Origin of the sequence: Enterococcus sp. AZ040 (assembly GCF_050499185.1) — a bacterium.
GTDB classification, from domain to species: domain Bacteria; phylum Bacillota; class Bacilli; order Lactobacillales; family Enterococcaceae; genus Enterococcus_D; species Enterococcus_D entomosocium.
This window is the reverse complement of sequence record NZ_JBMHEW010000001.1, coordinates 2,144,626-2,168,104: the sequence shown is the minus strand read 5'-3', so window position 1 is coordinate 2,168,104 and position 23,479 is coordinate 2,144,626. Positions and strand designations below refer to the sequence as shown.

Sequence of the window (23,479 nt, the reverse complement as noted above, 5' to 3'; positions counted from 1 at the left end):
TACTTGAGAAAAGAGGAAACAAGGGTGCAAAAAAAAATTGTGTTAAGAAATAGTATCGCGGGTCTGCTTTTCTTTCTTTTGTTGCTTAGCATCTTGATTTGGCAGAATAATCAGTCTATTCATATTCGTCGATTAGCGGATGAAAATGAAGTGTTCGAAAAAATCGAGATTTTGGAAGAATGGCAGGAACGAATGACCCTTACAGGGACGACGATCCAACGATCCGTTCGGGTAATGAACGCTAGTGAAGTGCCAGTCTTTGTCCGAGCAAGTTTTGAAGAAGTGCTGCGCTATATCGCGCCAGACAGTGAGGAAGCAGCTTTTGAGCAGGCGGCAGATGCGAGTGATGCGCCAGACTTATTACCAGTACTGTCTCGCTTTGATGAAAACGAAATTTTAGCAAGGGGGTATCAGAACGTGACCCAGCAGATCCCAGAACTCATTGGAAATGCTCTTGATGGTCAAGTGATGGTTTGGATCAGCGATGAGACGATCGAAGAGTTGGCACCCACGCCTCCCTTGGATGCCTTCGATAGTGAAGAGATGCAGGAGTTATTGGGGGAACTAGACGCTGAAGAACAGGAAAATCCTGAGAACTTCTACGATCGCACCGAAGGCAATGAAGAAATGGAGGAGCTACCGTCATCAGACTTGATCGATGGTCCACCAGATCTCTGGCAAGAACCGGTCCTTGTCGAAGCTCACTTCAGCTATTCCTTTCGACGAAACCAACAACCGGTCATGCAGAAAATGAGTGGGGAACTGCTGCTGCTCAATCCTGCTGATCCGGTTGCTGAGTGGACCTTTGAAGCAGCCAACTTGACCTATAGTTATTATCTTGAAGGGTATCGTTATTTTGTTCGAAACTGGGCGGAGTCGCAGCTAGCCAGCCCCTTTTCCACCAATGAAGAACCTACGGGATTCACGTATCTCGGAGAACAGGGAACGATTGACCAGTCGTCATTTGATTACACGACGACAGAATCTGGGTTAGGCAGTGCCTTTCAATTGCCAGAGATGATCAGTGCGTTTCCCGATGCTGCTGGGTTGTATCCGACCCAAACGGTGAAAACGCTAAGCAGCTTTGTCTCTGAAAGTCCTGCCCAGATCGATTCAGAAGCCATCATGATCGAATTCGGCTCTTTGAGCGATTACCGTCAGATCGATCGCAACACTTGGATCTATAATCCCGATGATGGCTGGTTTTATTATAGTTTCCCTTTGGACCGATCCTATCAAAGTGAAGACGGTTATGGCGTCACCCGTTCACTGATCGAACAAGTGATGATCGATACAAGTGTCGCAGATGATAGCCATCTTGCCTACGAACTTTTACCGAAAGTCGAAGTCATTCAAGCTTCTGATCGACAATCATTAAAGGAGGTCTTTCAGTTAGACAATGATCGGCCAGAGAGTGCTACTGCGATCATCTATCGGCATTTGTACTCACTTCAATAAGTTGCTAGAAAATAAGTCAAGGAGAGATTCACGTGAAAATGGTCATTGAAGAAATTGAATACCGTTATTTTCTTCAATACGGGAAGTATTTGGATTATTTCTACCAACAATATATGCAAGCGAATGTCGAAGATCCTGATGTTGAAAAAGGGATCGCCGAGATTCAGCGACTGGTTGAAGAAGAAAGGTATCATTATATCAGGGAACGAATCCGCATCACACGCAAAGCCAAAAAAAGTATTCCATTAGCTGACTACCCTGATTTCAATAAACTGATTCACTGGGGGTTTACCCTTAGCAAATTATCTTTTCTTGACCCAGATACAAGTATCAACCAGCTAGAAGAAAAGGATTCTCCTTGATCGGGGGCTAGGCAAAAAGCAGGTGATAAAACTGAAAAAAGGCAGACAAGCACATAAAGTACTTGATGAATCAGGGTTCAGCCTGGTTGAGATCCTTGGAGCGATCGTCATTCTCGGGATCGCAATGGTCATGATCGCCATGCTGATCATCCAAAACAACATGATCCTTAGCTACAATACCCGAATGGAAGAGGCCATCGCAGCACGAGATGATGTCAAGGAATGGCTAATATACCGGGCACAGACTCAAGACTTGGCGGATTTGAATATCGGGATCTTTACGGCTAGACCTTCTTGGATGATGGTCGATCCAGATAATCCCTCAGAAGTTCGCCGACACCATTTGGTCCTCGATAATTCAGGAATTCAATACAATGCGCAAGGGCAACCGATGTATGAAGAAATCCCGATTGCTGTAGATGATCTCAATCGGGGCCGATTTATTCGCAAGGTGGTATACGATCATTCTGGCGCTCATTTGCCGCAGCCCTTGGTAAATTCGGAAGAAAATCGCCTCTATATGGGAACGTACTTGTCGGAGAATGAAGAAACCACCAACTATTTGGTCAAGGTCTCCATTCGCGAAGACCCCAGACATGGACTGCGAGAAGACAGTTACGACCGTCGTCAGCTCGGGCTCGGACTTATTATTCAGGTCTTCGATAAACAAACGGGCGCATTTTTGACAGAAACGTATCTGCATTGGGTAGTAGACTATTGAAAGGGCTGGCTGTTCTTGCGGAAGTTGCAAAGGAGGGGCGCAGATGAAGCATCGATTACAGGATGAGCAAGGAATCACGCTTGTCGAATTGTTAGGGGCGATGGTCATATTCGGCATCATCATTGCACTCTTTTCTGGGACACTCTTTTTGATCGTCCAAGCCTCTGTTCGTCAAGGTCGAATTGCTGCCTTTCAAGGGATAGCGAATGAAATCTTGGCGCAAGCAGACCAAATCGCCAAAATTGATGGTATCTATGAACATGCGGGGTATTTAGGAAAATATGATAGTCTTCTTTTCCACGAGGAACATATTGTCAAAACAATGCCCGAAGGAACCTTAGGGGCAACGATTACGGAAGAGGGCAGTCCGCGAATGGTTGTGACGGATATCACAGATACCAACAATATTCGTGCCAGAGTCTATGATACGAAAGATCCTACGATTAAGTTAAAGATCATTCAACAAAAAAATGAGAATGAAGCGACGTTGACCCATCACTATACGCCAAATTATCGCGATACGTTCAGTATCCAGACCAAGTTTTTCGTTTTATTTTACACGGAAACGATCAACTTTGCGGATTATTATGATGATTTGACTGGCTGGTGGCAGATGGAGGAGCTGGTCACTGATTACCACAAGCAGATTATCTATAAACGAGAATTTACGATCAATTATCGTGACAATGAGAAAGCAAGAGGGGGGGTACCCGGGAATGGACGATGGTAGACAAAATGAAGCTGGTTTTGCGCTGATTTATGCCCTCGCGGCGATCATTCTTTCCTCTTTGATGATTGGCTTGGTCTTCCTTGTTGCTCGAAATGTCAATTCACAAATTCGAACGATAGATAGCTTCCGTCGAGTGGAAGATGTACACGAATATTCCTTTCAACTCGCTTCTCAGGAGCTAAAACTGAGAATAGATGATTTCATCACTCGAACCATGCAGAATGGCGGCTTCTATTCTAATAATAATGAATGGCAAGACCATCTAGATAACGAATTGAGATTTGTGCTGGACGAAGTCGATGTGAATGAGACCATCGATGATAAATTTTCTTTTACCTCCTCTGTCGTTGACTATGAATATAATGAGATCGCCCCTTATGTAATGACCAAATCTGGTGGGGAGCAAGGATGGATCCAATCCGCCTCGATGCTGCCAGATAAAACCAATCTTCAAATCATTATTCAAATTCAATCGCAAGTCACGGATCAGACGCAATTGGCTGAAGGGCAACCGCGAGTACATACAGCTTCTGCCGAATATATCTATGAAATGCAGCTTGAAGAAGAAGACCTCGAACAAAGACAAACACAGCTGGATATTTGGCGAAACATTTTTTATCCCTATTACTTACCCTCTACAGCAGGGCAAGCTGTATCCGCCGATACTTGGGTTCGAAAATTGTTTGAAGTCGCTGATTTTCAACGCGTACGTCCATCGTTTGATTATCTCGCTTTTGAATCGGATGACTTCTTGCAATTCGGGTTTGCCAACAATGTCCTGCAAGATTTTCAAGACGGCAGATTTTTAGATTTTCGAACAAAGCCGATTCTTAATTGGCTGCATTTCGATGGTTCCTTTTTCTTTAATCATGGGGTCCAGATGGAAGGACAGGGAAGCGGGCAATTTTCGGCAAAAAGTCTGCTTGCGATCCAGAATGATGGCGGACAGCCTAGTAACGGGTTGAACGTGATCAAAGACATCTTCTTGCAAGCCGGTTTAGGAATGTATATCGATTTGGGCAGTCGAGCTGGCAGTCGCTTGGTCCTCTCACAAGCATATACGGATATCCTTGCTGGAAACGTATGGATCAACAACACCAATAGTTCGGCTTCGAGAGTTGAGCAAGAAGGGGTTCTCTTTGCTGAAGGCCATCTAAATGTTTCCGTAAATTCACCGGATGCGGGCACTGGGTTAGGCGAATTAAATAGCAATTATTTTAATTTTTATCATCGAGAAGCCACGAAACAGAATCCTGCGGCAGATGGTAGTTTGACGTTTATGAAGCCGTCGATGGTTCTGACGAGCAGCAATTTTTATGCGGGACCAGTCACGGAAGGCTCGATCGTGCATAGTACCGAAGATACGGAACGAAGGATTACTGTTTATGGTGATTTTATGCTGACGAATACGATGATGCCTAGTGGTGGAACAATCGATGATTTCTCGTATTTTCAGAATCAAAATCAATTCACAGTGCCCCATGACCCGTCAAGAATCACATTGGATGGCAGCAATACCATAATGGAGGTTCACGGGCTTTCATTTATCGATGCGCCGAAAACTGCTCGTAGATTGGCATTAGCAGAAGCCGGCAGTTCAGCGGTTTTTGATTCTTATTATGAAGATCCAGCGTATTGGAATCAAATCACCTTAAAAAATGGTGCCCAGCTGATCTTGGGTCATACAGGCGTTGAACCCTTTCATTTAGCTGTGGATAGAGAGTCGACCTTTGTCATGGAAATACTGCCAGATTTGGCATTATTTGACCCGACTTTTTTAGCAACAGGGGCTCATAACCGTCGTCTTGAAGGAACGGTCGTTCTCGTACCTTACTATATGGATGACCAGGTGGAACTAGAAAATCAACTGCAACAATTAGGCGTCAATTATCGCGTCCGCGACTTTGAAAGTCAGGCACAACCGGGGGAGGTAACGATCCTCAGAAGTTTTTTGGATCGAAACATGTGGTCTGATGATGAAGCATATTTAACCGTTACACGAATGTTTGACTATATCAACAAACTCGATTATTGAAAGGAGGGCGCCAGTTGCCGCAATCAAGTGAAAGAACGCCACGTAGAAAACCTAGAAGGCCTCTCAAAAAGTCTGAGAGTAGTCCAAGTTCAACCACCGCTGAGAAAACACAAACAGGCAACCTGTTTGACTTAGAGATCAGCTCAGAGGTTTTGTCACTGATCCCCCGCTCGTTTGCCAAACAGCACAGCGTCTTTCCATTAGAAAAAAAAGGCAACCGCTTGACCGTTGCGATGGCAAACCCTGGGGATTATGCGGCGATCAATGAAATGCGTTTGATCACTGGGTTATTGATTCGTCCGCAAAAAGCCCACAATGCCGATATCCAACAACTGATCGTTCGCGATTACCCTTCTGAGATCAGTTTGGATGGCTTGAGCGACTCTCTCGTTGAAACCATCGATCCAGAAGGCGACTCAAAATTAGATGATTCGCCAATCGTAAAATTGGTCAATACCCTGCTGCAAGATGCAGTGGATCGGGGCGCCAGTGATATCCATTTCGATCCCCAAGAAAAAGGATTAGTTGTCCGCTTACGGGTCGATGGGGAGCTTCGTACCCATGAAAACTTGCCTAAGAGTATTCAGACTGGTGTGACTTCACGACTGAAAATCATTTCCTCCTTGGATATCACCGAAACACGTGTGCCACAAGATGGTCGGGCAATGATTCGTAACGGGGGCAACGTGGTTGATTTGCGGGTCTCGGTTTTGCCTGTCATTCATGGGGAGAAAGTTGTGATTCGGGTGTTGGATCGCTCCAGTGGCATTCGGCGCCTAGATGAGTTTCGCTTTGAACCGAAGGTATTGGCGACCTTTAAAGCGATTTTGCATAAACCCCATGGAATCATTCTTGTCACAGGACCGACAGGATCAGGGAAATCATCTTCCTTGTATGCGGCGCTGCAAGAGTTGAACACGCCGGAGATCAATATTATCACCGTCGAAGACCCAGTAGAGTTTCAGCTGCAAGGTATCAACCAAGTGGCAGTCAACAGCAATGTCGGTTTGACCTTTTCCGCTGGGTTACGGTCGATCTTGCGACAAGACCCCAATGTCGTGATGGTGGGAGAGATTCGAGATGGCGAAACGGCGGAGATTGCGATTCGGGCTTCCATGACCGGGCACTTGGTAGTATCCACCCTGCATACCAATGATTCCGTCAGCACCATCAATCGCTTAGTCGACATGGGGGTAGAACCGTTTCTGGTCGCTAATGCGTTAGAAGGCATCTTAGCTCAACGGCTCGTCCGAACCCTTTGTTCTTCTTGTAAGACAGTAGGACCAGCCAGCGACAAGGACAAGCAGTTATTTGAATCCTATGGCATCACGGTTACGGAACTGGCACAGCCTGTGGGCTGTCCAAAGTGTGGCAATACGGGATTCAAAGGGCGAATGGCCGTCCAAGAGCTGTTGACGATCGATGCCAAGCTGCGTCGTATGATCACGAACAAAGCGACTAACGACCAGCTGATGGATTATGTTCAGGAACGAAAGATGCGCTTTTTGTTGGATGATGGGTTAGACAAAGTGCAACAAGGCTTTTCCACCATCGAAGAAGTCTTGAAGGTGGTCGCTGCAGAAGAGTGAGGCGCTGATTGATTTATCGGTGATCCAGGGATCACCGGAGAACTACATACATTGTTTTAGAAGAAAATGCACATAGAAAGGGGCTGGTTTAATGGATCAAACGAGAGTGGCAACACAAGAGCGAGCAACCAAAAGGACGACGAGAGAAAAAACAGCTCCGACCCGTACCCGCATTCGGGAAAATCGTGAACTGAGAGAAAAAAAACGTGCCCACAGTCGCCAGAGCGATCAAGACCGATCTGTCTCGACGCGGGAGATCATTCAAAAAGCAGAACGGCAAGCAGTGACAAAAACGACGACTGCCAACAGTACACAGGGCGTCAATCGCAACGAAGCGGCGCAATTTGCTGCCATGTCACCTAAAGAGCGGATCGATCATTGGTTGATGATCGCCGTCGAACAAAAAGCATCGGATATCCATTTAGTCGAAGGCGTCCCACCGATTTTTCGTCGCCACGGCGACTTGCTACCGATCGAAGGGGTGCCGACCATCGACACCAAGGACATCGAAGCCATTGCCGAAATCCTTTGCAACCAACGGCAATGGGAGGAATTCAAGGAAAAAGGCGAAACCGATTTGGCCTACGAATTAGGCGACATCTGCCGCTTTCGGGTCAATATTTTCCGTCAAAAAGATACCGTTTCGATCGCCTTGCGGCAGATCCCCATCGAGATCCCGAAATTAAGCAAACTCGGTATGCCGACCGTCTTGCGGACTCTGATCCATAAAAGCCAAGGCTTGTTCTTAGTTACAGGGCCGACCGGCTCAGGGAAATCAACGACACTGGCTGCGATGCTGGACTATTTGAATGACACCAAAAAGACGCATATTTTGACGTTGGAAGACCCGATCGAGTACATCCATAACCACAAAAAAAGCATCGTTGCCCAGCGCGAAGTCGGCAGCGACACCCTGTCCTTTGGCAATGGCTTACGAGCTGCCCTGCGTCAAGATCCAGACGTCATCTTAGTAGGGGAGCTGCGGGATTTTGAAACAATCTCGATTGCTTTGACGGCAGCGGAAACGGGACACTTGGTATTAGGAACCTTGCATACGTCAAGTGCCCCAGCGACTATTGAACGGATCGTCGATGTCTTTCCTGCCGATCAGCAGACTCAGATTCGTACACAGCTTGCTGGCGCATTACTAGGGATCTTGTCCCAGCGCTTGCTGCCAACGATCGATGGCAACGGACGGGTAGCAGCAACCGAAATGATGCTCAATACCCGAGGGATCGCCAGCTTGATCCGTCAAGGGAAAACCCACCAGATCCATAATATGCTGCAGATGGGAAAAAACGAAGGCATGCATACCATGAGCGCTTCTTTAGAAGAACTCGTTGCTGCGGAACGGGTCGATGCCGATGTGGCAGATAACTTGATGGAGGAAGGGGGCGAATAGCCGATGGCACTCTTTGCCTATCAAGGCACCAATGTCCGAGGCGAAACGTTTTCTGGCAGCTTACGTGCCAATTCCTCCGTTGAAGCCCGCCAAAAGCTGCGCCAAAAGCATATCAAAGTCAACAGTTTGATCGAACAGCCAGAAACCTTGGCGAATAAAGAGATTCAATTGTTCAACAAAGTATCTCTAAAATTATTAGTTGCATACTTACGCCAGTTTTCGACATTGATCGCTTCGGGGATTACGATTGTTGATGCTTCACGAATGCTGGAAGAACAGCAAAAAAATCCGAATTTCAAGAAAATTCTTGGCGAAGTTCGGGATGAGATTGATGGCGGACGACCACTTTCAGAAGCCTATAAAGCCCACCCAAATGCTTTTCCAGTTTTGTTGACAAGCGTTATCGCCGTTTCGGAAATGTCAGGATCTTTGGAAAAAAACTTAACGGATATGGCGGATTACTATGAGAAAAGTGCTGAAAATCGGAGTGGTCTCGTAACAGCGATGGTTTACCCAATCATTTTGATCTTGATGACGTTTGTTGTAGGTATCATTTTACTAGTTATGATCGTCCCGATGTTTGTCGAAGTATTTGAAAGTTTTGATACAGACTTACCAAGAATTACTGTGATTACCATGGCTATCAGTGACTTTCTTCAAACTAGAGGATGGGTTTTAGCAATCTTTATTGTAGGCATTATGATCGGCTTTTGGCTCATCCGTCGAAATGAAAAAATCGATTTTGCCGTTCATCGTTTCATTTTAAAAATACCATTATTCGGTGAATTAGCGATTAAAAATAATTATTCACTGTTTATGACAACTTTGTCGACTTTACTGGGTAGTTCGGTTGGTATGGTCACAGCGTTGAATATGAGTCGGGATGTCGTGTCCAATAAATCAATCAAGCGAATCATTGATAATTGTGCCTTTCAAATAGAAGAAGGGGGCAAAATGAGTGATATTTTTCGTGGAAACATTAACGTTCCTTTATTAGTCACTCAGATGGTAGAAATCGGGGAAAGTACTGGTTCCCTTGAAGATATGCTGAAAAGACTAAGTATTATCTTTCAAAAAGAAGTGGACGAGTCCAGTAAACGAATCAAAACAGTTCTTGAACCGACAGTGATATTAGTTATTTGTGTCATTGTTGGATTGATCGTCGCTGCGATCATGGTACCGATGTTTGATCTTTTTGGTGCTATTCAAGGATAACAATTTGGATATTAACAGAGTTCCTAGACATTCTGTTTGATATATATTTTTAGGAAAAGTAGGAGGAGTAAATAAAGTATGCTTAGTGCAATTTTAGTAGAAGAAAAAACAGAAAATCGTTTTAACAAATTAATGAAAGATGAGACAGGTTTGTCGCTGGTTGAGTTACTTGCTGTTGTTGTGATCATTGCGATTCTATCAGGGATTGGTGTGATTGCAATCGGAAATATTATTCAGAACGCCCGTGAAGATGCAGCGATTTCAGATGTTCAGACTGCTTATTCGGCAGCGGTATTGCACCAGTCAACATCTGAAGGTCTTGCTAGTGGAGGAAATAATAATACCTTCACACTTGCTGATGTAAATACTGCTGGTCTTTATAATGGAGGGGGCTTCGCTTCATTATCAACTGTGCAATTCACTATTACATCAGAAGGGACATTAACAATGGATCTCCCAGCTGCTGCCCTATCTGCGGGAACAAAACCATCTGTTGCTATAACAGGTATGGATCAAGATGCAGTAAGCAGTTTAACACGTGCTCAGTTATTCGGTTCCGGAACACCATAAAACATTTAACATAAACATGAACCAAATTACTTAAGCACTACCACCCCCAGGAAAAAAGGAGTTTTTTATGAACGAAATTTTGCAACAGATCCCAATGGGCCTAATCATTGGTTATCTTTTCATCATAGGAATGTGTCTAGGTTCTTTTTTCCTAGTGGTTGGTTGGCGGGTTCCCAAAAAGGAATCCCTGCTGACTCGCTCGCACTGTGATGACTGCCAACAGACATTAGGTGCAAGGGACCTCATTCCAGTTTTATCATACCTTATTTTAAAAGGCAAGTGCCGTAAGTGTCAAAAAAAGATCCCGCTGATTGCTTTTCTTTATGAAGTGTTGATCGGCATGCTATTTACGGGTACGACCTTGCTGTTTTGGGGCACTGCTGAAGTGATTGCCGCTTGGTGTTTATTAGCCTTATTAGCCATTATTTCTGCCAGCGACATCTTCTATCAGCTGATCCCCAATAAAGTGTTAGCCCCTTTTTTCGCCGGAGGGATCGGTTTACGGTTGATCCAACCGCAAAATGAATTTTGGTGGTATTGGCTCGTCGGCTTCTTTGCTGGCTTCTTGCCATTGTATCTCTTAGCGGAGCTCAGTAAAAAAGGCATGGGTGGCGGCGATATCAAATTATTTGCCGTCTTAGGCGTGTATATCGGCCCAGTGCAAGTCTTGACGGTTTTATTTGTCGCTTCTTGCTTGGCAGTGATCTTTTACGTGATCCAAATGCTACGGGGCAAAGTCAAAAGCCGCTACATTGCTTTTGGTCCCTTTATCGCCATTGCTACCGGCATGGTTTATCTTGGCAGCGGCTGGTTCCTTTGAATTGGGTTGCTGACCTTGGCGTTTGCTTGATTTGCTAAGCAAGCGTTGTACATAGAAATAACGTTGGTTCCTTCATATAAAACCAACAAGAAGAAAGCAGGTCCTCGTATGTTTGGCAAAAAAACAATTCCCCGCTTAGTAGGGATCGACATCCAAAAAAACTGCATCCGTTACTGTACCAAAAAAGGTGACCGTCTCAAATACGGCGAGCTGGTTGTGAATGGTACGATTTTTAAAGATGATAAGCTGCGCAATCCTGATAGTCTTGAAGCCGCCTTCAATGAGATTGCCAAACGCTTGGGATTACGCACGATGAGTGTGGTGATCACGGCACTAAATTCTCGTCTGCTGATCAAACAGATCCCAATCGGTAAGATGAACTCGGAAAAAGAGATTCGCGAGTACTTGTATTTTGAATTGGGGGAGTCCATCTCTTTGCCTTTTGAAAACCCGATTTTTGATCTACTGATCCTTGGTAAAGGTAACAAGGAAAAAGCACCAAAAGCACAAAAGAAAAAAGCCAGCAAGAAGGAAGAGAAAGCAGAACCGCAAGCTGTGGTCATCCAGCGGAATCGGTTTACCATCAATGGCAATGTGCCAGTCGTGGTCACATCAGAGCCGATTTTGATTCAACTCGGCGACACATTGAAAAAAGGCGGCCATCAGCTGATGGGCGTCGATTGCAGTTTTCTGGCGTATAGTCGTATGTTTCAGCGACAGATCAACTGGAGTGAAAATTTTGTGCTGGTCGAGTTAGATGCTGGCATCGCTAATATCACCTTTTTTGAAGAATTGGTGCCGACTTACGTGCAGTATGAAGATTATAATCAAGCCAACTGGAAATATATTGAAAAAGCCCAATCTGTGCAAGTGAACTTTAGGGAAAGTGCGGAGATCCAAGCACTGGAAGGGTTAGCAGAAACCTTGAATTCGGTGATTGCTTACTATTATCAGGAAATCTCGCCTGATTGTGAATTGAAAAAAATCTACTTAGTCGGCGGTCATCCAATGCTGCGGAAAGAAGTCCAAGAAATATTTCATGAGTTGTCTTCTTTGCCGGTCAAAACGATTTCCGCAAAAGTAAGTGAAACCAGCAAGAAAAAAATTCCCGACCGCTATATCTTGGCTGCGGGATTAGCGACGAAAGAGGTGTAACCATGAACATCAATCTATTGCCTAATAAATTTATCCGTAATCGGGCGTTTGAAGTCATTCTTTCGGTTTCGCTTCTCCTTTCGTTAGTAGTCGTTGGGGTTTGTGGGTTAGGCTTTTGGTATTATCAAAGGCTGGTGACCAATAATCAAAGCAATATCATGTCTAGTCAAACAGAGCGCATCGTTTTCCAGCGCCAGTTAGAAGAGATGCTAGCGTCAAAATCTCAAGACCTGCAAGAATTCATTGCCTTGCAAAAGCAAGAGAAATATTTCACAGCGCCTATTATGGAAACCTTTGAGGAAGTGGCATCAGGAATCGATGTGACCATCAATTCGTATAATTTGCTGCTAAATGGCGAGGGGACAATGTCCGAAACAGCCCAAGACGGTACACCATTGTTTCCTTTGGTGAGCATGGCAGTCCAAGGGGATGTTTATGAAAGTCTGATTCGCCTTAAATCGGCTTTTGAAGCAATCGATTGGGTACATCATGTGACTTATCAATCTTTTTCTCATAGTTCAACGCCGCAAGATGGGCGCATCACTGTCTACCTCTCACGAATCGCTGCACCACAAGTGATCAGTGAAGAGAGCGAAGAGGAAAGCGAGGTGGAAGCGGATGACTAAAGTCTTTTTCTCCAAAAAACACATCATCATCTCCGCGGTAATTGCGCTAGTTCTCGCTACCTCCGTACTTATTTTCTGGCTATTTTTACTGAATCCCAAACGTGCCGAAGGGATCGAATTGGCTCAGGAATTAGCTGGGATCGAAGCAGAGATCCGCGACATTCAGGAACAGCTGGTTTACCTACAAGGGGAACCAGACCTTCTTTCCTCAGAGACGGTCAATGAGGTGCCGATCATTCCCAATGGCATGGCGATCGAGTCTTATTTTACCGATCTCGCTGCCCTTGAAACGGAATTGCCGATCACGATTTTGCAATCGACCTTTAATGAGGAGATGCTTTACCCTACACCAGAACAAATGGCAGATCAGACTGGTGACAATCCTTTGGCTACGCAATTTCGGGTCACAAGGATCGGCTTTGACCTCCTGAGTGAGACGAATGAAGGAATCGTGCGTTTTATTGATCGGATGGAAAACCTGAATCGCTTTTTAAAAGTTGAATCAGTCGAATATCGGCAAGGAAGCAATACGTCAGGAGCAGATGCGTTTTCGGCAAGTGTCGTTATCAAGCTGTATTATCTATCAAGCTTTGAAACGGGACAAGAACTGTTGGAGTAATCAAAGGAAAGGGGTGCCTAGATGAAATCATTTACTGTTCTAGCGACTGTCTCGAAAATCAAACTGGCTGCCGCTGCATTAGGGGTCTTTATCGTTATTTCTGTCTTGTATGCGGTCTTTGCTATCCATGGTGGCAATTCTTATGAAGTGTCCGGTCACTTTGACCCAGAAACAGGACAATATGTATTGACGATCGAATCGGAACAAGCCGCTGGCGAGACGCTTTTCTTGATGGCAAATCATGAAGCGCTGGTGTCATTAGAAATGTTTGAAATGCTTGAGCTTGAGGAAGCGACCTTGCATCCAGCTGAACAAGAGGGTGTTTATGGTGTGGCGATCGAAGTGGCGCCTACGGAAGAAACGTTGTCCTTGGCATTACCAGTTTCTTTAGGAGAAGAAGAAGCCATCGAATTTGTCCTTAAGCGGGGAAATCGGACGCTGCAAAAAATCGCTCCGCCTTCTCTCGAGGAACGACAAGCCTTGCGATTGGAAGCTGACAAGGCTGTAGAAGAAGTAGCCTTGCTTGACATTCAGCAGCAGGAAACCAATGAGTCAGCGGCAGTCGAACTGCTTTCAGAACGGGCGACGCAAGGAGAGCGTGCCGAAGTTTCGGACTATCAAGCGCTGCGGGCTGCTTTTAGTGATTCATCGATCTCTGAAATCGTGTTTCTCGCTGACATTACCGCTGATTATACGGATGAGGCCAACAATCGTTTAACAGCGTTGGATCGGTCGGTGTCCATCGATGGGAATGGCTTTACCTTAACCACACCGAAGCGTTTCAACACGAACGGGACACCAAACTATAGCACGAATCCTACTGGACGTTTCTTTGAACTGACGACTACCCATGATCATCAGCCAGCGGTCTTTGAGTTGAAAAATATGACGATCGATTTTCAGGGAAACAATCTAGGATTAAACGCGTTGATCTATCAACAATCGTTGGCAGCCTCAGCTTTTTGGACGGTCAAAATAGAAAATATCGAGGCAAAAAGTGGTGTGCTAGAGGGAAGTACAGGCAATAATTTCCTTTATTTGCAACAAGGAAATCTCGAGATTCGCGGAACATTCCATTGGGTGGCTCACAGGAACCCAGCCGCGGGCAACAGTTCAGATACTGGCAGCTTTAATGTCAAAAGTGTCTTGATCACAGATGAGGCGGATGTCAAGATCTCAAATACGCAGCCGATTTTTCGGCTCCGACCAGACAACAATAATATCTCAACCTCGTTTCGGGTCAATAAGGGTTCCAAAGTAGATCTCTATAGTGTCCAGTGGCAAGCAATTTGGGCAAATCTCGAAGGACGTACTAACGAGGTGATTTTTGAAGTCGATGGAGAAGGCACGGTCTTAAATGCCTCATCACAAATGAATTTAGCGGGAGCGAACGGCGCAATCATTTCCTTGATTGGACAACGGGATGAAACGCAAAATAAGTTTTCTCGTACGATTATTTCTGGTGGTGCGGTCGTAAACTCCTATTCTAGAGCGCCTGCTCCCACGAGTGGTGTACCGAGAGGAACCACTGCTTTTGTCAATCAAATTTCAAAAGCGGGATCGACCACCAAACTCGGCGGCAATGTGACGGTAACTGGGGAAGGGTCGCAGTTTAATATGTTTGGTGATGGGCAACATCATGAGTATGGTTCAGTTATGCGGTTTCGCTTAGTCGGGGAACAGACCTTTGTGCTTGCCGACCAAGGGAAAATGAATATCGTCAAATACCACGGAAATGCGGCTGCAGTGCGGATGTACGGGCGGAACAACGAGTTCTATGTGGAGTCAGCCGGTCAGTTGAATATCTTTAACCATGCAGGCACCAGAACTGCGGCAGATGATGGCATCTATATTGATGAAACAGGTTTTACCGTATTTGATCAGTACAATGATGAAGAACGAGAATTTGACCCATCTGCTGATTCCACCATTACTGCCAGTAATGGCTCAGATACGGCTGGTCGACAAGGCATTCAATTTCCTCTTGATGGCAGTGGAACTTCGGTTTTTCATGCACAAGGTGAAAACAGTCGAATCCATATCTATGCACATCGTGGACCTGCTGTTTGGATGCAAGGCGGAGAAGCCGAGTTCTTAGCTGGAAAAGACGCGACTTTTCGAATGGAAGGTCGGACCCTAGGTGCAAATAATGGAATAATCAGTTCGGTTGCCAGAAGCAATTTTGTGATTGATGAACCACTGTTTTATGACTTCCGAAATAACCGTCCGAATGGCGGACAAGCATTCTCAAACACAAATCGCAACAGTACCTTTACGTCTAATCGTGTTGGACTAGCGGTTTGGGAAAAGCGCAACGACGTGAATCTAGATGGTGATCCGGACAATTTCTGGAATCCACTGAGCTATCAACTAGGCAATGTCAATTTTGCACAAATCGTTAGTCCGCAGCCGGGAGAGCCTTTTTCAAATGAATTCAACAGTACGACTTTTAGGGGCGGGAATGCCTATACGCGATTTTCTGCCAATAATTATCCGCCAATGATCCAGCACTTAGTGACCCCGACCAATGCCGACAAAACCTTTTATGCCAAAGCGGTCGTTCCGTATGAATACACGGGGGCGATTCGCGATGCCTGGGATGATGAGGTCTGGGTGGAAGTTGCTTTGAAGGACGAAGCAGGCAACCAGCTTGAAACGCAATGGCTTTCCTCCAAATCAACTGTCGATGTTTTTGGTGAGGTGCATAATGGTGTGATCGCATGGACGCGGGACGACTTTTTCAAGACAGGTCAACGTTTTGAAGTGCTGCGTGCCCACCGAGGATTAGACCCCACGATGGAGGATGTTGACGATTCGATTTTCATTCATGCAACAGAAGAGAGTATTGCCGCTTTGCCTGATGCGGTCGTCGTGGATGTACGACCACCGACTGGTCTGCAAGTGGCAGAGGATCAGGTCTTTAATGAACGGACGACAACAGTTTCGGGGATCATGGATTTTCATTCTCCGCAAGACGACCAGCCAAAAGAGCGAGTCGCCATTTATGCGAGTACCGCGCAAGGATTGATCCGTGATGCTTCAGGTGACCCATATGTCATTACGCTTGATGCCGAACAAGGCAACTCCGTGCCATGGCAGTATCAATTACCACGTCGCCTTGATCCTGAAGAGGATGTGTATATCGAATTTTACGCGAAAGATTTTGCAAATGATCGTTACGACGATTTCGTAGGAACCTTACCAGATACGACCACGACGGAACCCAATGGTCAGTTGGGGAGCACGAATCCGTCCGCCAGCGATTATGAGGACTATTTAGGGTATCGTGATGCCATTGGCGATGAACGTTTCCCACCAGCGCTCTCCTTTGAAGTCACCAGTATTCGACCTTCTGACCCATCGATTACGTTGCGAGTACCGCAAAGCTTTGATCGTGATGAAGAAGGCAATCCGATTATCACCGTCGGCAATCAATTGATCTTGCGGACGATCGTAGAAAGCAACGATGCGCGAAATTCTGGGAAAGACGATATTGAGAATGCTGTCGTGACACTAGATATCTCGCCGAATTTATTGACGTTCTTAAATGTCGATACGCTCGTGTACCAAGACAATATAGCCTCGTCTAGTCTTTCTGGCGATCGTATCACGATCCACTTAGAACGACCAATCGCACCGGGGGATCGCATGGAATGGAACTTGACTGCTCGAGTGGATGAACAGGCAGCTGCTGGTAATGTTCTGACCCCGGTAACGATCAACGGTAGAGTTTCGGGGAATCAGCCAGAGACGGAAAACATTTTGATAGGGGAAGACAGTCTCACGCTTCAGACCGGCACACGCGCTGTCACTGGTGAGTTGATCAATCTTGCTGTTCATAACAATCAGCTGCAAATTTTTTATTCCAATCTTAGTACCTTTGACGTCTATATGGATGGCACCTTTTATCGAACATACAACGTGCAACAAAGACCCGTAACGGATTCTGTCACCCTTGACATTCCTGTTCATGACATCCGTAATTTGATTTCTGTGCGCTACAAAGATGAAAATGGCGCAGACCGTGTTTCTTATTGGAACAATATCTGGGACTTCATCGATTAAACGTGAACAACCTTTTTTAAAACAAACAGAAGAAGAACAGTCTTTCACTGCTGGATCCGCTTGTTGCTGACCGAATTGCCTTGGTCAACAAGCGGGGAGCTATGTAGGAAAGACTGTTTTTTTGTGGGGAAATGACTGGAGGAAAAGCCGAAAGCAGGGTTTTTGTTCCGCAGGTTTTTTCGTGCTAGACTAAAAAGCAGAAGCACGTGAAGCAACAGCAAAACGAAGGGAACAAAGAAAGGACGTGCCGCAATGGCAACAACAGCCAAAGAAACCAAAGTACATGATGTATTTGAATCGATCGCTTCCCGTTATGATCGAATGAACGGTATTATCTCCTTTCAGCTCCACAAACGGTGGCGCAAGGACACCATGAAACGGATGGCAGTACCAATGGGTGCGGAGATATTAGATTTATGCTGCGGGACCGGGGATTGGGCGTTTGCTTTAAATGAAGCGGTCGGTCCGACGGGGCAAGTGACCGGCGTTGATTTTAGCGAAGAAATGTTAACGGTTGCCAAAGCAAAGGCACAGAAAAAGCAACAAACGCAGATCCAGTGGCAGACCGGCAATGCGATGGCATTAAGTTTTCCAGACGCGCACTTTGATTATGTGACGATCGGGTTCGGGTTGAGAAATGTCGCGGATCGCCAACATGTCTTGGCGGAAATCCATCGGGTGCTGCGCCCAGACGGGAAAATCGTTTGTCTCGAAACATCACAGCCCACACTGATCGGCTGGCGGCAACTGTTTACTTTTTATTTTCACCATGTCATGCCGTTATTTGGCAAATTGTTCGCCAAAAGCTATCAAGAATATTTCTGGCTCCAGGAGTCTGCGCGGGATTTTCCTGACAAGGAGGCATTGAAACGGGAGTTTCAGGCAGCTGGCTTTGATGTGTTGCAAGTCAAAAGCTATGCAGGAGGTGCGGCGGCGATGCATATGGGCGTTAAACCTCAAAGCTAACGGCGTTTTTTTTCGATAGAAGAGCGACGAAATGAAAGAGACCATCAAGCGGATTGATGGTCTCTTTGCGTTGAGCAATTCAGAAAGTCTGTACGAGTTATTTTTTGTTTGGTCGTAAAACGATGTTGGTGTATAACCAGATGGTCACCACGTAATAAATGGCATAGAGAGCAATAAAGATGCCAAAGGGCAGCCATAGATCGTGGTACGGATCGATCATCAATGTTGTGAACATTTGTAATCCGAACAAGACATGGATCATCCCTAAGATACCAGGAACTAGGAAGAGCACACCAATCTCTTTGCGGATCGATCCTTTCAATAAGCTAGTCCGGGTTCCGATTTTTTTCAACATCGTATAGCGTTGAATGTCGCTGTTGGCCCCAGAAAGAATTTTAAACATCAAGCAGCTTGCTAACATCGTCAAGAAGGCTATCCCCAAGAAAAAGCCCATAAATTCAAAACCGGAGAAGAGACCATTATACGTGTCATAGACGAAGACCCGTTGCGAAAAATTCGTATCGGCAGTTTCAGTAGTATTGGTTTCTTGGTTTGTTTGCGCCAATTCATGTAATGCATCGTAACTTGCTTGAAAGTCTTTGACTTGCACCATTCGCAAGCTGGATTCAGGGGCATTGATTGTGTCAAAAGCGGTTTGATCGACAACTTGGATCTCTTTGCCTCGTTGTTCTGGCAAGAGGTAGCTACGCAATTGGTCCTGCGCGGTGATATCTTTGGCTAATTGGTCTCCCGACAGCTTGTTGTAGGTAACGTCGATACTCAACTGATTCGTACTGGTGCTGAGCAAGTTGTTCTTGTTGAATTGATCTTTATTGTAATAAAGGGTGTCGTCTGTTTCCTTCAGACTATAAGTGACATCAAGAGTCGGCTTTAAGGCTGCAACTTTTTCGTCAGAAGCATTTTGGGCATTATTCAAATACAAGTCATAAGGGGCAACGGATTTTGCCATAATTGGGATCTCGTTTTTGAAGCCCAGACCAACAGTCAAGGCACCTAATGCAAGAGCAAAGAGCATGGCTACCATCGATAGCATCTGCGTATAATCACGAATCCGAAAGCTTAGCTGAGACAAGGTGAAATTGTTTAACCTTTTCAAAGCAATGGCATCGGTCCTCTTCAGCAAAGATAAAATCGTGATGATCACGGAACGAAAGACAAGGTAGGTCCCTAAAATAATAGTAACTAGGGCAACACCGATCCCCACTAATTGGAATTTCATCAAGTCGCTCATCATATAATAACCGACTGCTAAAGAACAAATCCCTAAGACAGTTTGCAAAAAGAGCATGAAAGGACGTTGCTTGACTTGCGCCGGAGTGCTGGTTTCTCGTAACAAGGCTAAAATTGATTTCTTGGCAATTGCCCGTGCATTAAAGATAGCAGCGATCAAAAAGAGAATCGAGAAGAATGCAAGTGTCACGACTAATGCTTGTAGATTAAAGGCCGCATAATGGCTGATCTGTAAATTTAATTGGTTCACTAGTAAGGTATTGACACCACTGGCTAATCCAATACCTAGTAAAGAACCAACAGCAGTGGCGGCGATCCCGACCAAGAATGTTTCAATGAAAATCATTTGGGCGATCTTACGTCCTTTGGCTCCTAACATCATAAACATGGCATAGTCTTTTTGCCGCATCGCCATTAAGAAAGAATTGGCGTATAAAATGTAGGCAAAGGTGATGATTCCTAGTAAGACAGAACCAAAGCGAAAGATAAAAACCACCATACTGATGATCGAGTTGCTTTTTAAAAAGGCTTCATTGCTGGCCATTGATTCGAACATATAGAAGATGGCTGAGGCCATGACTAAACCAGAAAAGAGGACGATATAATCCTTCAACCGGCCTTTGATTCCGGTAAGTGATAATTTCCAAAGCATGTGTTCTTCCTCCTTATTGTTCCAAGTTTCCTAGAATGACAAGGATCTTGCGGTAAAATTCTTCCCGGCTTTGATCCTCACGTTTCACTTCTTGATGGATCTTCCCGTCCTTGATAAATAAAATACGTTGGCAATAGCTGGCAGAAAGGGGATCATGAGTGACCAATAAAATCGATACTTGGTCATTGGTATTCAAGTCGTCCATCATATTTAATAAGTCTTTGGCACTTTTTGAATCCAAGGCACCTGTCGGTTCATCCGCAAAAAGAATCGTTGGTTCCGTGATCAAGGCTCGAGCGGCTGCCACCCGTTGTTTTTGCCCACCTGAGATTGCTGCCGGATAGTTGTCGAGGATATGCGTGATAGACAAACGTTCTGCGACTCGTTTGATCCGTTGTTGGATGATCTTTGGTTTGACTCCTTGTAAAGAAAGGGGCACCGCAATGTTTTCAGAAGCTGTTAAGTTTTCTAGGAGATTGAAATCTTGGAAGATGAAGCCAATTTCACGGCTGCGAAAATCTGCCAAGGCATCGCCTTTTAGTTTGGTGATGTCGCTGTTGTTGATGCGGATCGTACCTTTGGTTGGATGATCCAAGGTTGAAAGAATGTTCAACAAGGTAGACTTACCGGAGCCTGAAGCTCCCATGATTCCGATAAATTCACCTTTTTCAATATCAAAGCTGATGCCTTTCAAGGCTTCGGTTTGTTTTTCGTTGGCTTTTCCGTAAACTTTAGTAAGTTCACTTGCTTGAATAATTTTTTCCATGATTAAGTTACGCTCCTTTTAATTGAGTTAGTGCTTTTGCGGGAATGTCTTTTTCTTTGACCTCTTCATAGCTGGTCACGCCTTTTTTCTCATTCCATGTAAGTTTCAAATAGGCTTCTTTACGCAAAGGCCGCTCTTGGAAACCATTGAAATCAAGGGTTTTGCTTTTGCCATTTTCGTCATAAGCCGGTAGTTCATAGTGGTATTGAGTATAGACATTGCCACTGTCATCTTTAGAAGTCGTCTTTTCGCCATCTGTCGTGATTTGGACATAATAGCTGTCGCCCCCCATGATGACTGATTCAGCAATTTGCAATGCACCAAATCCCACAAGCACGACAACTGCTAGTCCAATCAAAAATTTTTTCATAAATAGGTCACCTCGTTTTTTATTATGATGAAAGTATAACGCTAGTTTTCTGAAAAGGAGTGTGAAAAATCTATCAATAAACTTTCAATTTTGTCACGAGGAACGAACAAAAAAACGTTTCTGAATTGTGTGATCCACAAATCAGAAACGTCGTTTGCTTGTTACTCTTCAGTCATATTTTTTGCGAAACAGTTCAACGACTAGTTGTCCCTCATCATACATAATGGCGGCTTCATCGATCATTAATCCCAATAAATAGTAATCTTTTTCTTCATGGATCGTTTGATGACCGCCCAACAGTTCAACGTAATAGTTTTCCAAGGTACTGTCTCTTGGTGTATTGAGCATGTTGATAAAATGTTCTAGATCAGAGGGCTGTTCAGGGAAAGGGCCCTGCACGACTGCTTTGAAACCTTCTGCTTCAAAGGCCATCTCGCTCGTTATCTTTTGACAGTCATGGGACAAAAAGTAGGTGACTACTTCATCGACGATTCGTCGTGCCCGTTCTTTTTCAATCATTTTTTTCGCCGCCTTCTGATTTGTTGGTATTCATCTAACAATGGTACCATTGCCGCCGCGACAAATCCACTGGAAAAACCGTTATTGTATAAGTTCAATCCTCCATGTAAATAAGTGATATTTGTGACCAGTGCTGCATGGACGATGCCTGCTAAGATACCAGCTACAGGACCATAATACCCACTGATCGGAGCTAAACTTGTTCCAAAGATCGCTGTGAGTAATAAGCTGAAGGTGGATACATCAGAAGTCAAACCGACTTTGGTGGCTAAGACCACCCCAATCATCACGGGCAAACTATTTTTCCAATGGTTTCCAAAGGCACTGAAACCAATCACGGTCAATACAGCCCCTAAAAGTGGACCGGAAAGCTCGCCTTGCAGCAGGAAAATAAAGACTAACATCAAGAGCCCCATCATTGCCATGTTCATCATGGTGATTCCTAGTGAAAAAATTGTGACATAATCGGTCATCAGTTTCCCAGAAGTTTTAAAAAGATCCGTTAAACCTTTTATTGATCGTTTATTTAAAAAATAACCAATAAAAAACAAGAAAAAACAAAGGATGAGCAAGAAAGCCGTCAGATAATAGTGATAGTCAGTCGTCAATTGCTTGTTCGAATAGACTTCCATGTCGAATAATCGTAAAAAGCTAGTGAAAAACATAGTGATAATACCGGTGGCAAAGCCAATATTGTACAAAGAAAATCCTTGATGGAATTGTAAAAATTGTGCTGCCAGTGGGGGGAGTGTTAAGCCAATCAAAATGCCGATTCCATAACCTAACGCGATTCCTAGGGGCAAAGGTAAGCCTAAGCCAAATGCTAAGTAACTAATGACGGGTGAGGCAGCACTGCCAAATAAAGCGACAAGTGAGTACTGGGTTGAGGGCCGTTGCTGTATGTAAGAGTATAGATAGACACCCAAGGGAATGGGGATTGAGTTAAAGATGTTTTTTCCAAAAAAAGAAAAGCCGGATATGGTAAAGAAAGCTGCGATCATCGGACCACTAATAATGGTTCCTTGCTTTTTAGCAAGCAGGATACTAATCAAAGTCAATAAGCCGCTATTCAAAAAGGCGCTTCCGAGATTGCCGATTGCAAAATAATCAGAAATCAAATTGCTAGGGGCATTCAAAATAGCCAACGATCCTTGCCACAATGCCTGAGGCGGCGAGGTGAACAAGCCGAGTAGAATCAACACACAGCTGTAAGCCAGAAGCAACCGCTGAGTTAAGAGCTGTGAGATCGGTGCAAAAGGTTTCGATTTCGTTTGTAAGAAAATTCGTTTGTCTGACATAGTTTCACTGAACGCTCCTTTTTTTTCATAGTATCACATCTTTTCTCGTCTAAGAAGGTTTTTTTGACAGTTTCCACAAGGCGTTTTTCGAAAAATATGAGAGAAAAGGAACGTCATAAAAGAAAAACTTAAGAATATTTGAAAAAAAGCAATAGCGATTTATCAATGATTTTCGTCTTATTTTCAATAATTTCATAGATTGATGAAATTATTGACGGAAAGAGTTTTGAGAAAATTGTTATAATTTAGTTAATCTCGTTCAGATTTTCTAATAAAAAAGCCATTTTAAG

At 44.6% G+C, this 23,479-nt stretch carries 20 protein-coding genes; 15 read left to right on the top strand and 5 right to left on the bottom strand.

Going from position 1 to position 23,479, the window contains the following annotated elements:
* Positions 1 to 3 precede the first annotated feature (3 nt).
* From IGK63_RS10055 to IGK63_RS09985, 15 genes are all read left to right on the top strand, one after another.
* Positions 4 to 1,458, top strand: a complete 1,455-nt coding sequence (locus tag IGK63_RS10055; RefSeq protein WP_016613464.1) for a hypothetical protein — start codon at positions 4 to 6, stop codon at positions 1,456 to 1,458.
* A gap of 38 nt (positions 1,459 to 1,496) precedes the next feature.
* Positions 1,497 to 1,820 carry a hypothetical protein gene (locus tag IGK63_RS10050; protein WP_016610400.1) on the top strand — a complete coding sequence of 108 codons (324 nt, stop codon included), beginning with the start codon at positions 1,497 to 1,499 and terminating at the stop codon, positions 1,818 to 1,820.
* Positions 1,821 to 1,842: 22 nt separating this feature from the next.
* On the top strand, positions 1,843 to 2,541 hold the full coding sequence (locus IGK63_RS10045; RefSeq protein ID WP_016613463.1) for a type IV pilus modification PilV family protein: 699 nt from the start codon (positions 1,843 to 1,845) through the stop codon (positions 2,539 to 2,541).
* A gap of 43 nt (positions 2,542 to 2,584) precedes the next feature.
* Positions 2,585 to 3,271 (top strand): PulJ/GspJ family protein, encoded by a 687-nt coding sequence (locus tag IGK63_RS10040; protein ID WP_016613462.1) that lies wholly within the window; start codon positions 2,585 to 2,587, stop codon positions 3,269 to 3,271.
* Positions 3,258 to 5,306 carry a hypothetical protein gene (locus IGK63_RS10035; RefSeq protein ID WP_016613461.1) on the top strand — a complete coding sequence of 683 codons (2,049 nt, stop codon included), beginning with the start codon at positions 3,258 to 3,260 and terminating at the stop codon, positions 5,304 to 5,306. The genes IGK63_RS10040 and IGK63_RS10035 overlap by 14 nt, the downstream gene beginning before the upstream one ends.
* A 14-nt stretch (positions 5,307 to 5,320) precedes the next feature.
* Complete coding sequence (locus IGK63_RS10030) at positions 5,321 to 6,895, top strand: GspE/PulE family protein (RefSeq protein WP_429972492.1); 1,575 nt, start codon at positions 5,321 to 5,323, stop codon at positions 6,893 to 6,895.
* Between the two features lie 91 nt (positions 6,896 to 6,986).
* The gene (locus IGK63_RS10025) at positions 6,987 to 8,297 is read left to right on the top strand and encodes a type IV pilus twitching motility protein PilT (protein ID WP_016613458.1); all 1,311 of its coding nucleotides are present in this window, start codon (positions 6,987 to 6,989) and stop codon (positions 8,295 to 8,297) included.
* Positions 8,298 to 8,300: 3 nt separating this feature from the next.
* Positions 8,301 to 9,512: a type II secretion system F family protein gene (locus IGK63_RS10020; RefSeq protein ID WP_016613457.1), complete on the top strand. Its 1,212-nt coding sequence runs from the start codon at positions 8,301 to 8,303 to the stop codon at positions 9,510 to 9,512.
* Between the two features lie 78 nt (positions 9,513 to 9,590).
* Positions 9,591 to 10,082: a pilus assembly FimT family protein gene (locus IGK63_RS10015; protein ID WP_016613456.1), complete on the top strand. Its 492-nt coding sequence runs from the start codon at positions 9,591 to 9,593 to the stop codon at positions 10,080 to 10,082.
* A 67-nt stretch (positions 10,083 to 10,149) separates the two neighbouring features.
* Entirely contained in the window at positions 10,150 to 10,902 is a 753-nt protein-coding gene (locus IGK63_RS10010; RefSeq protein ID WP_008378680.1) for a prepilin peptidase, read from the top strand.
* A 108-nt stretch (positions 10,903 to 11,010) separates the two neighbouring features.
* A complete protein-coding gene (gene pilM / locus IGK63_RS10005; protein WP_086316320.1) occupies positions 11,011 to 12,057 on the top strand; it encodes a type IV pilus biogenesis protein PilM in 1,047 nt (348 codons plus the stop codon).
* 2 nt (positions 12,058 to 12,059) lie between these two features.
* Positions 12,060 to 12,683 carry a hypothetical protein gene (locus tag IGK63_RS10000; RefSeq protein WP_086316319.1) on the top strand — a complete coding sequence of 208 codons (624 nt, stop codon included), beginning with the start codon at positions 12,060 to 12,062 and terminating at the stop codon, positions 12,681 to 12,683.
* Positions 12,676 to 13,302 carry a hypothetical protein gene (locus IGK63_RS09995; RefSeq protein ID WP_086316318.1) on the top strand — a complete coding sequence of 209 codons (627 nt, stop codon included), beginning with the start codon at positions 12,676 to 12,678 and terminating at the stop codon, positions 13,300 to 13,302. The genes IGK63_RS10000 and IGK63_RS09995 overlap by 8 nt, the downstream gene beginning before the upstream one ends.
* Before the next feature lie 21 nt (positions 13,303 to 13,323).
* Positions 13,324 to 17,367, top strand: coding sequence for a pectate lyase-like adhesive domain-containing protein (locus IGK63_RS09990; RefSeq protein WP_429972491.1), 4,044 nt, complete (start codon positions 13,324 to 13,326; stop codon positions 17,365 to 17,367).
* Positions 17,368 to 17,619: 252 nt separating this feature from the next.
* Positions 17,620 to 18,333, top strand: coding sequence for a demethylmenaquinone methyltransferase (locus IGK63_RS09985; protein ID WP_016613450.1), 714 nt, complete (start codon positions 17,620 to 17,622; stop codon positions 18,331 to 18,333).
* Positions 18,334 to 18,430: 97 nt separating this feature from the next.
* Here the strand turns inward: IGK63_RS09985 and IGK63_RS09980 are convergent, their stop codons facing one another.
* The 5 genes from IGK63_RS09980 to IGK63_RS09960 all read right to left on the bottom strand — a co-directional run bounded on the left by IGK63_RS09980 (position 18,431) and on the right by IGK63_RS09960 (position 23,189).
* Positions 18,431 to 20,236, bottom strand: coding sequence for an ABC transporter permease (locus IGK63_RS09980; RefSeq protein WP_005235129.1), 1,806 nt, complete (start codon positions 20,234 to 20,236; stop codon positions 18,431 to 18,433).
* Positions 20,237 to 20,249: 13 nt separating this feature from the next.
* Positions 20,250 to 21,002 (bottom strand): ABC transporter ATP-binding protein, encoded by a 753-nt coding sequence (locus tag IGK63_RS09975; protein ID WP_005235131.1) that lies wholly within the window; start codon positions 21,000 to 21,002, stop codon positions 20,250 to 20,252.
* 7 nt (positions 21,003 to 21,009) lie between these two features.
* Positions 21,010 to 21,372, bottom strand: coding sequence for a YxeA family protein (locus IGK63_RS09970; RefSeq protein WP_005235132.1), 363 nt, complete (start codon positions 21,370 to 21,372; stop codon positions 21,010 to 21,012).
* 168 nt (positions 21,373 to 21,540) lie between these two features.
* Positions 21,541 to 21,891, bottom strand: coding sequence for a hypothetical protein (locus tag IGK63_RS09965; protein WP_008378669.1), 351 nt, complete (start codon positions 21,889 to 21,891; stop codon positions 21,541 to 21,543).
* Positions 21,888 to 23,189 carry a DUF1576 domain-containing protein gene (locus tag IGK63_RS09960; RefSeq protein WP_005235137.1) on the bottom strand — a complete coding sequence of 434 codons (1,302 nt, stop codon included), beginning with the start codon at positions 23,187 to 23,189 and terminating at the stop codon, positions 21,888 to 21,890. The genes IGK63_RS09965 and IGK63_RS09960 overlap by 4 nt, the downstream gene beginning before the upstream one ends.
* Between the last annotated feature and the right edge of the window lie 290 nt (positions 23,190 to 23,479).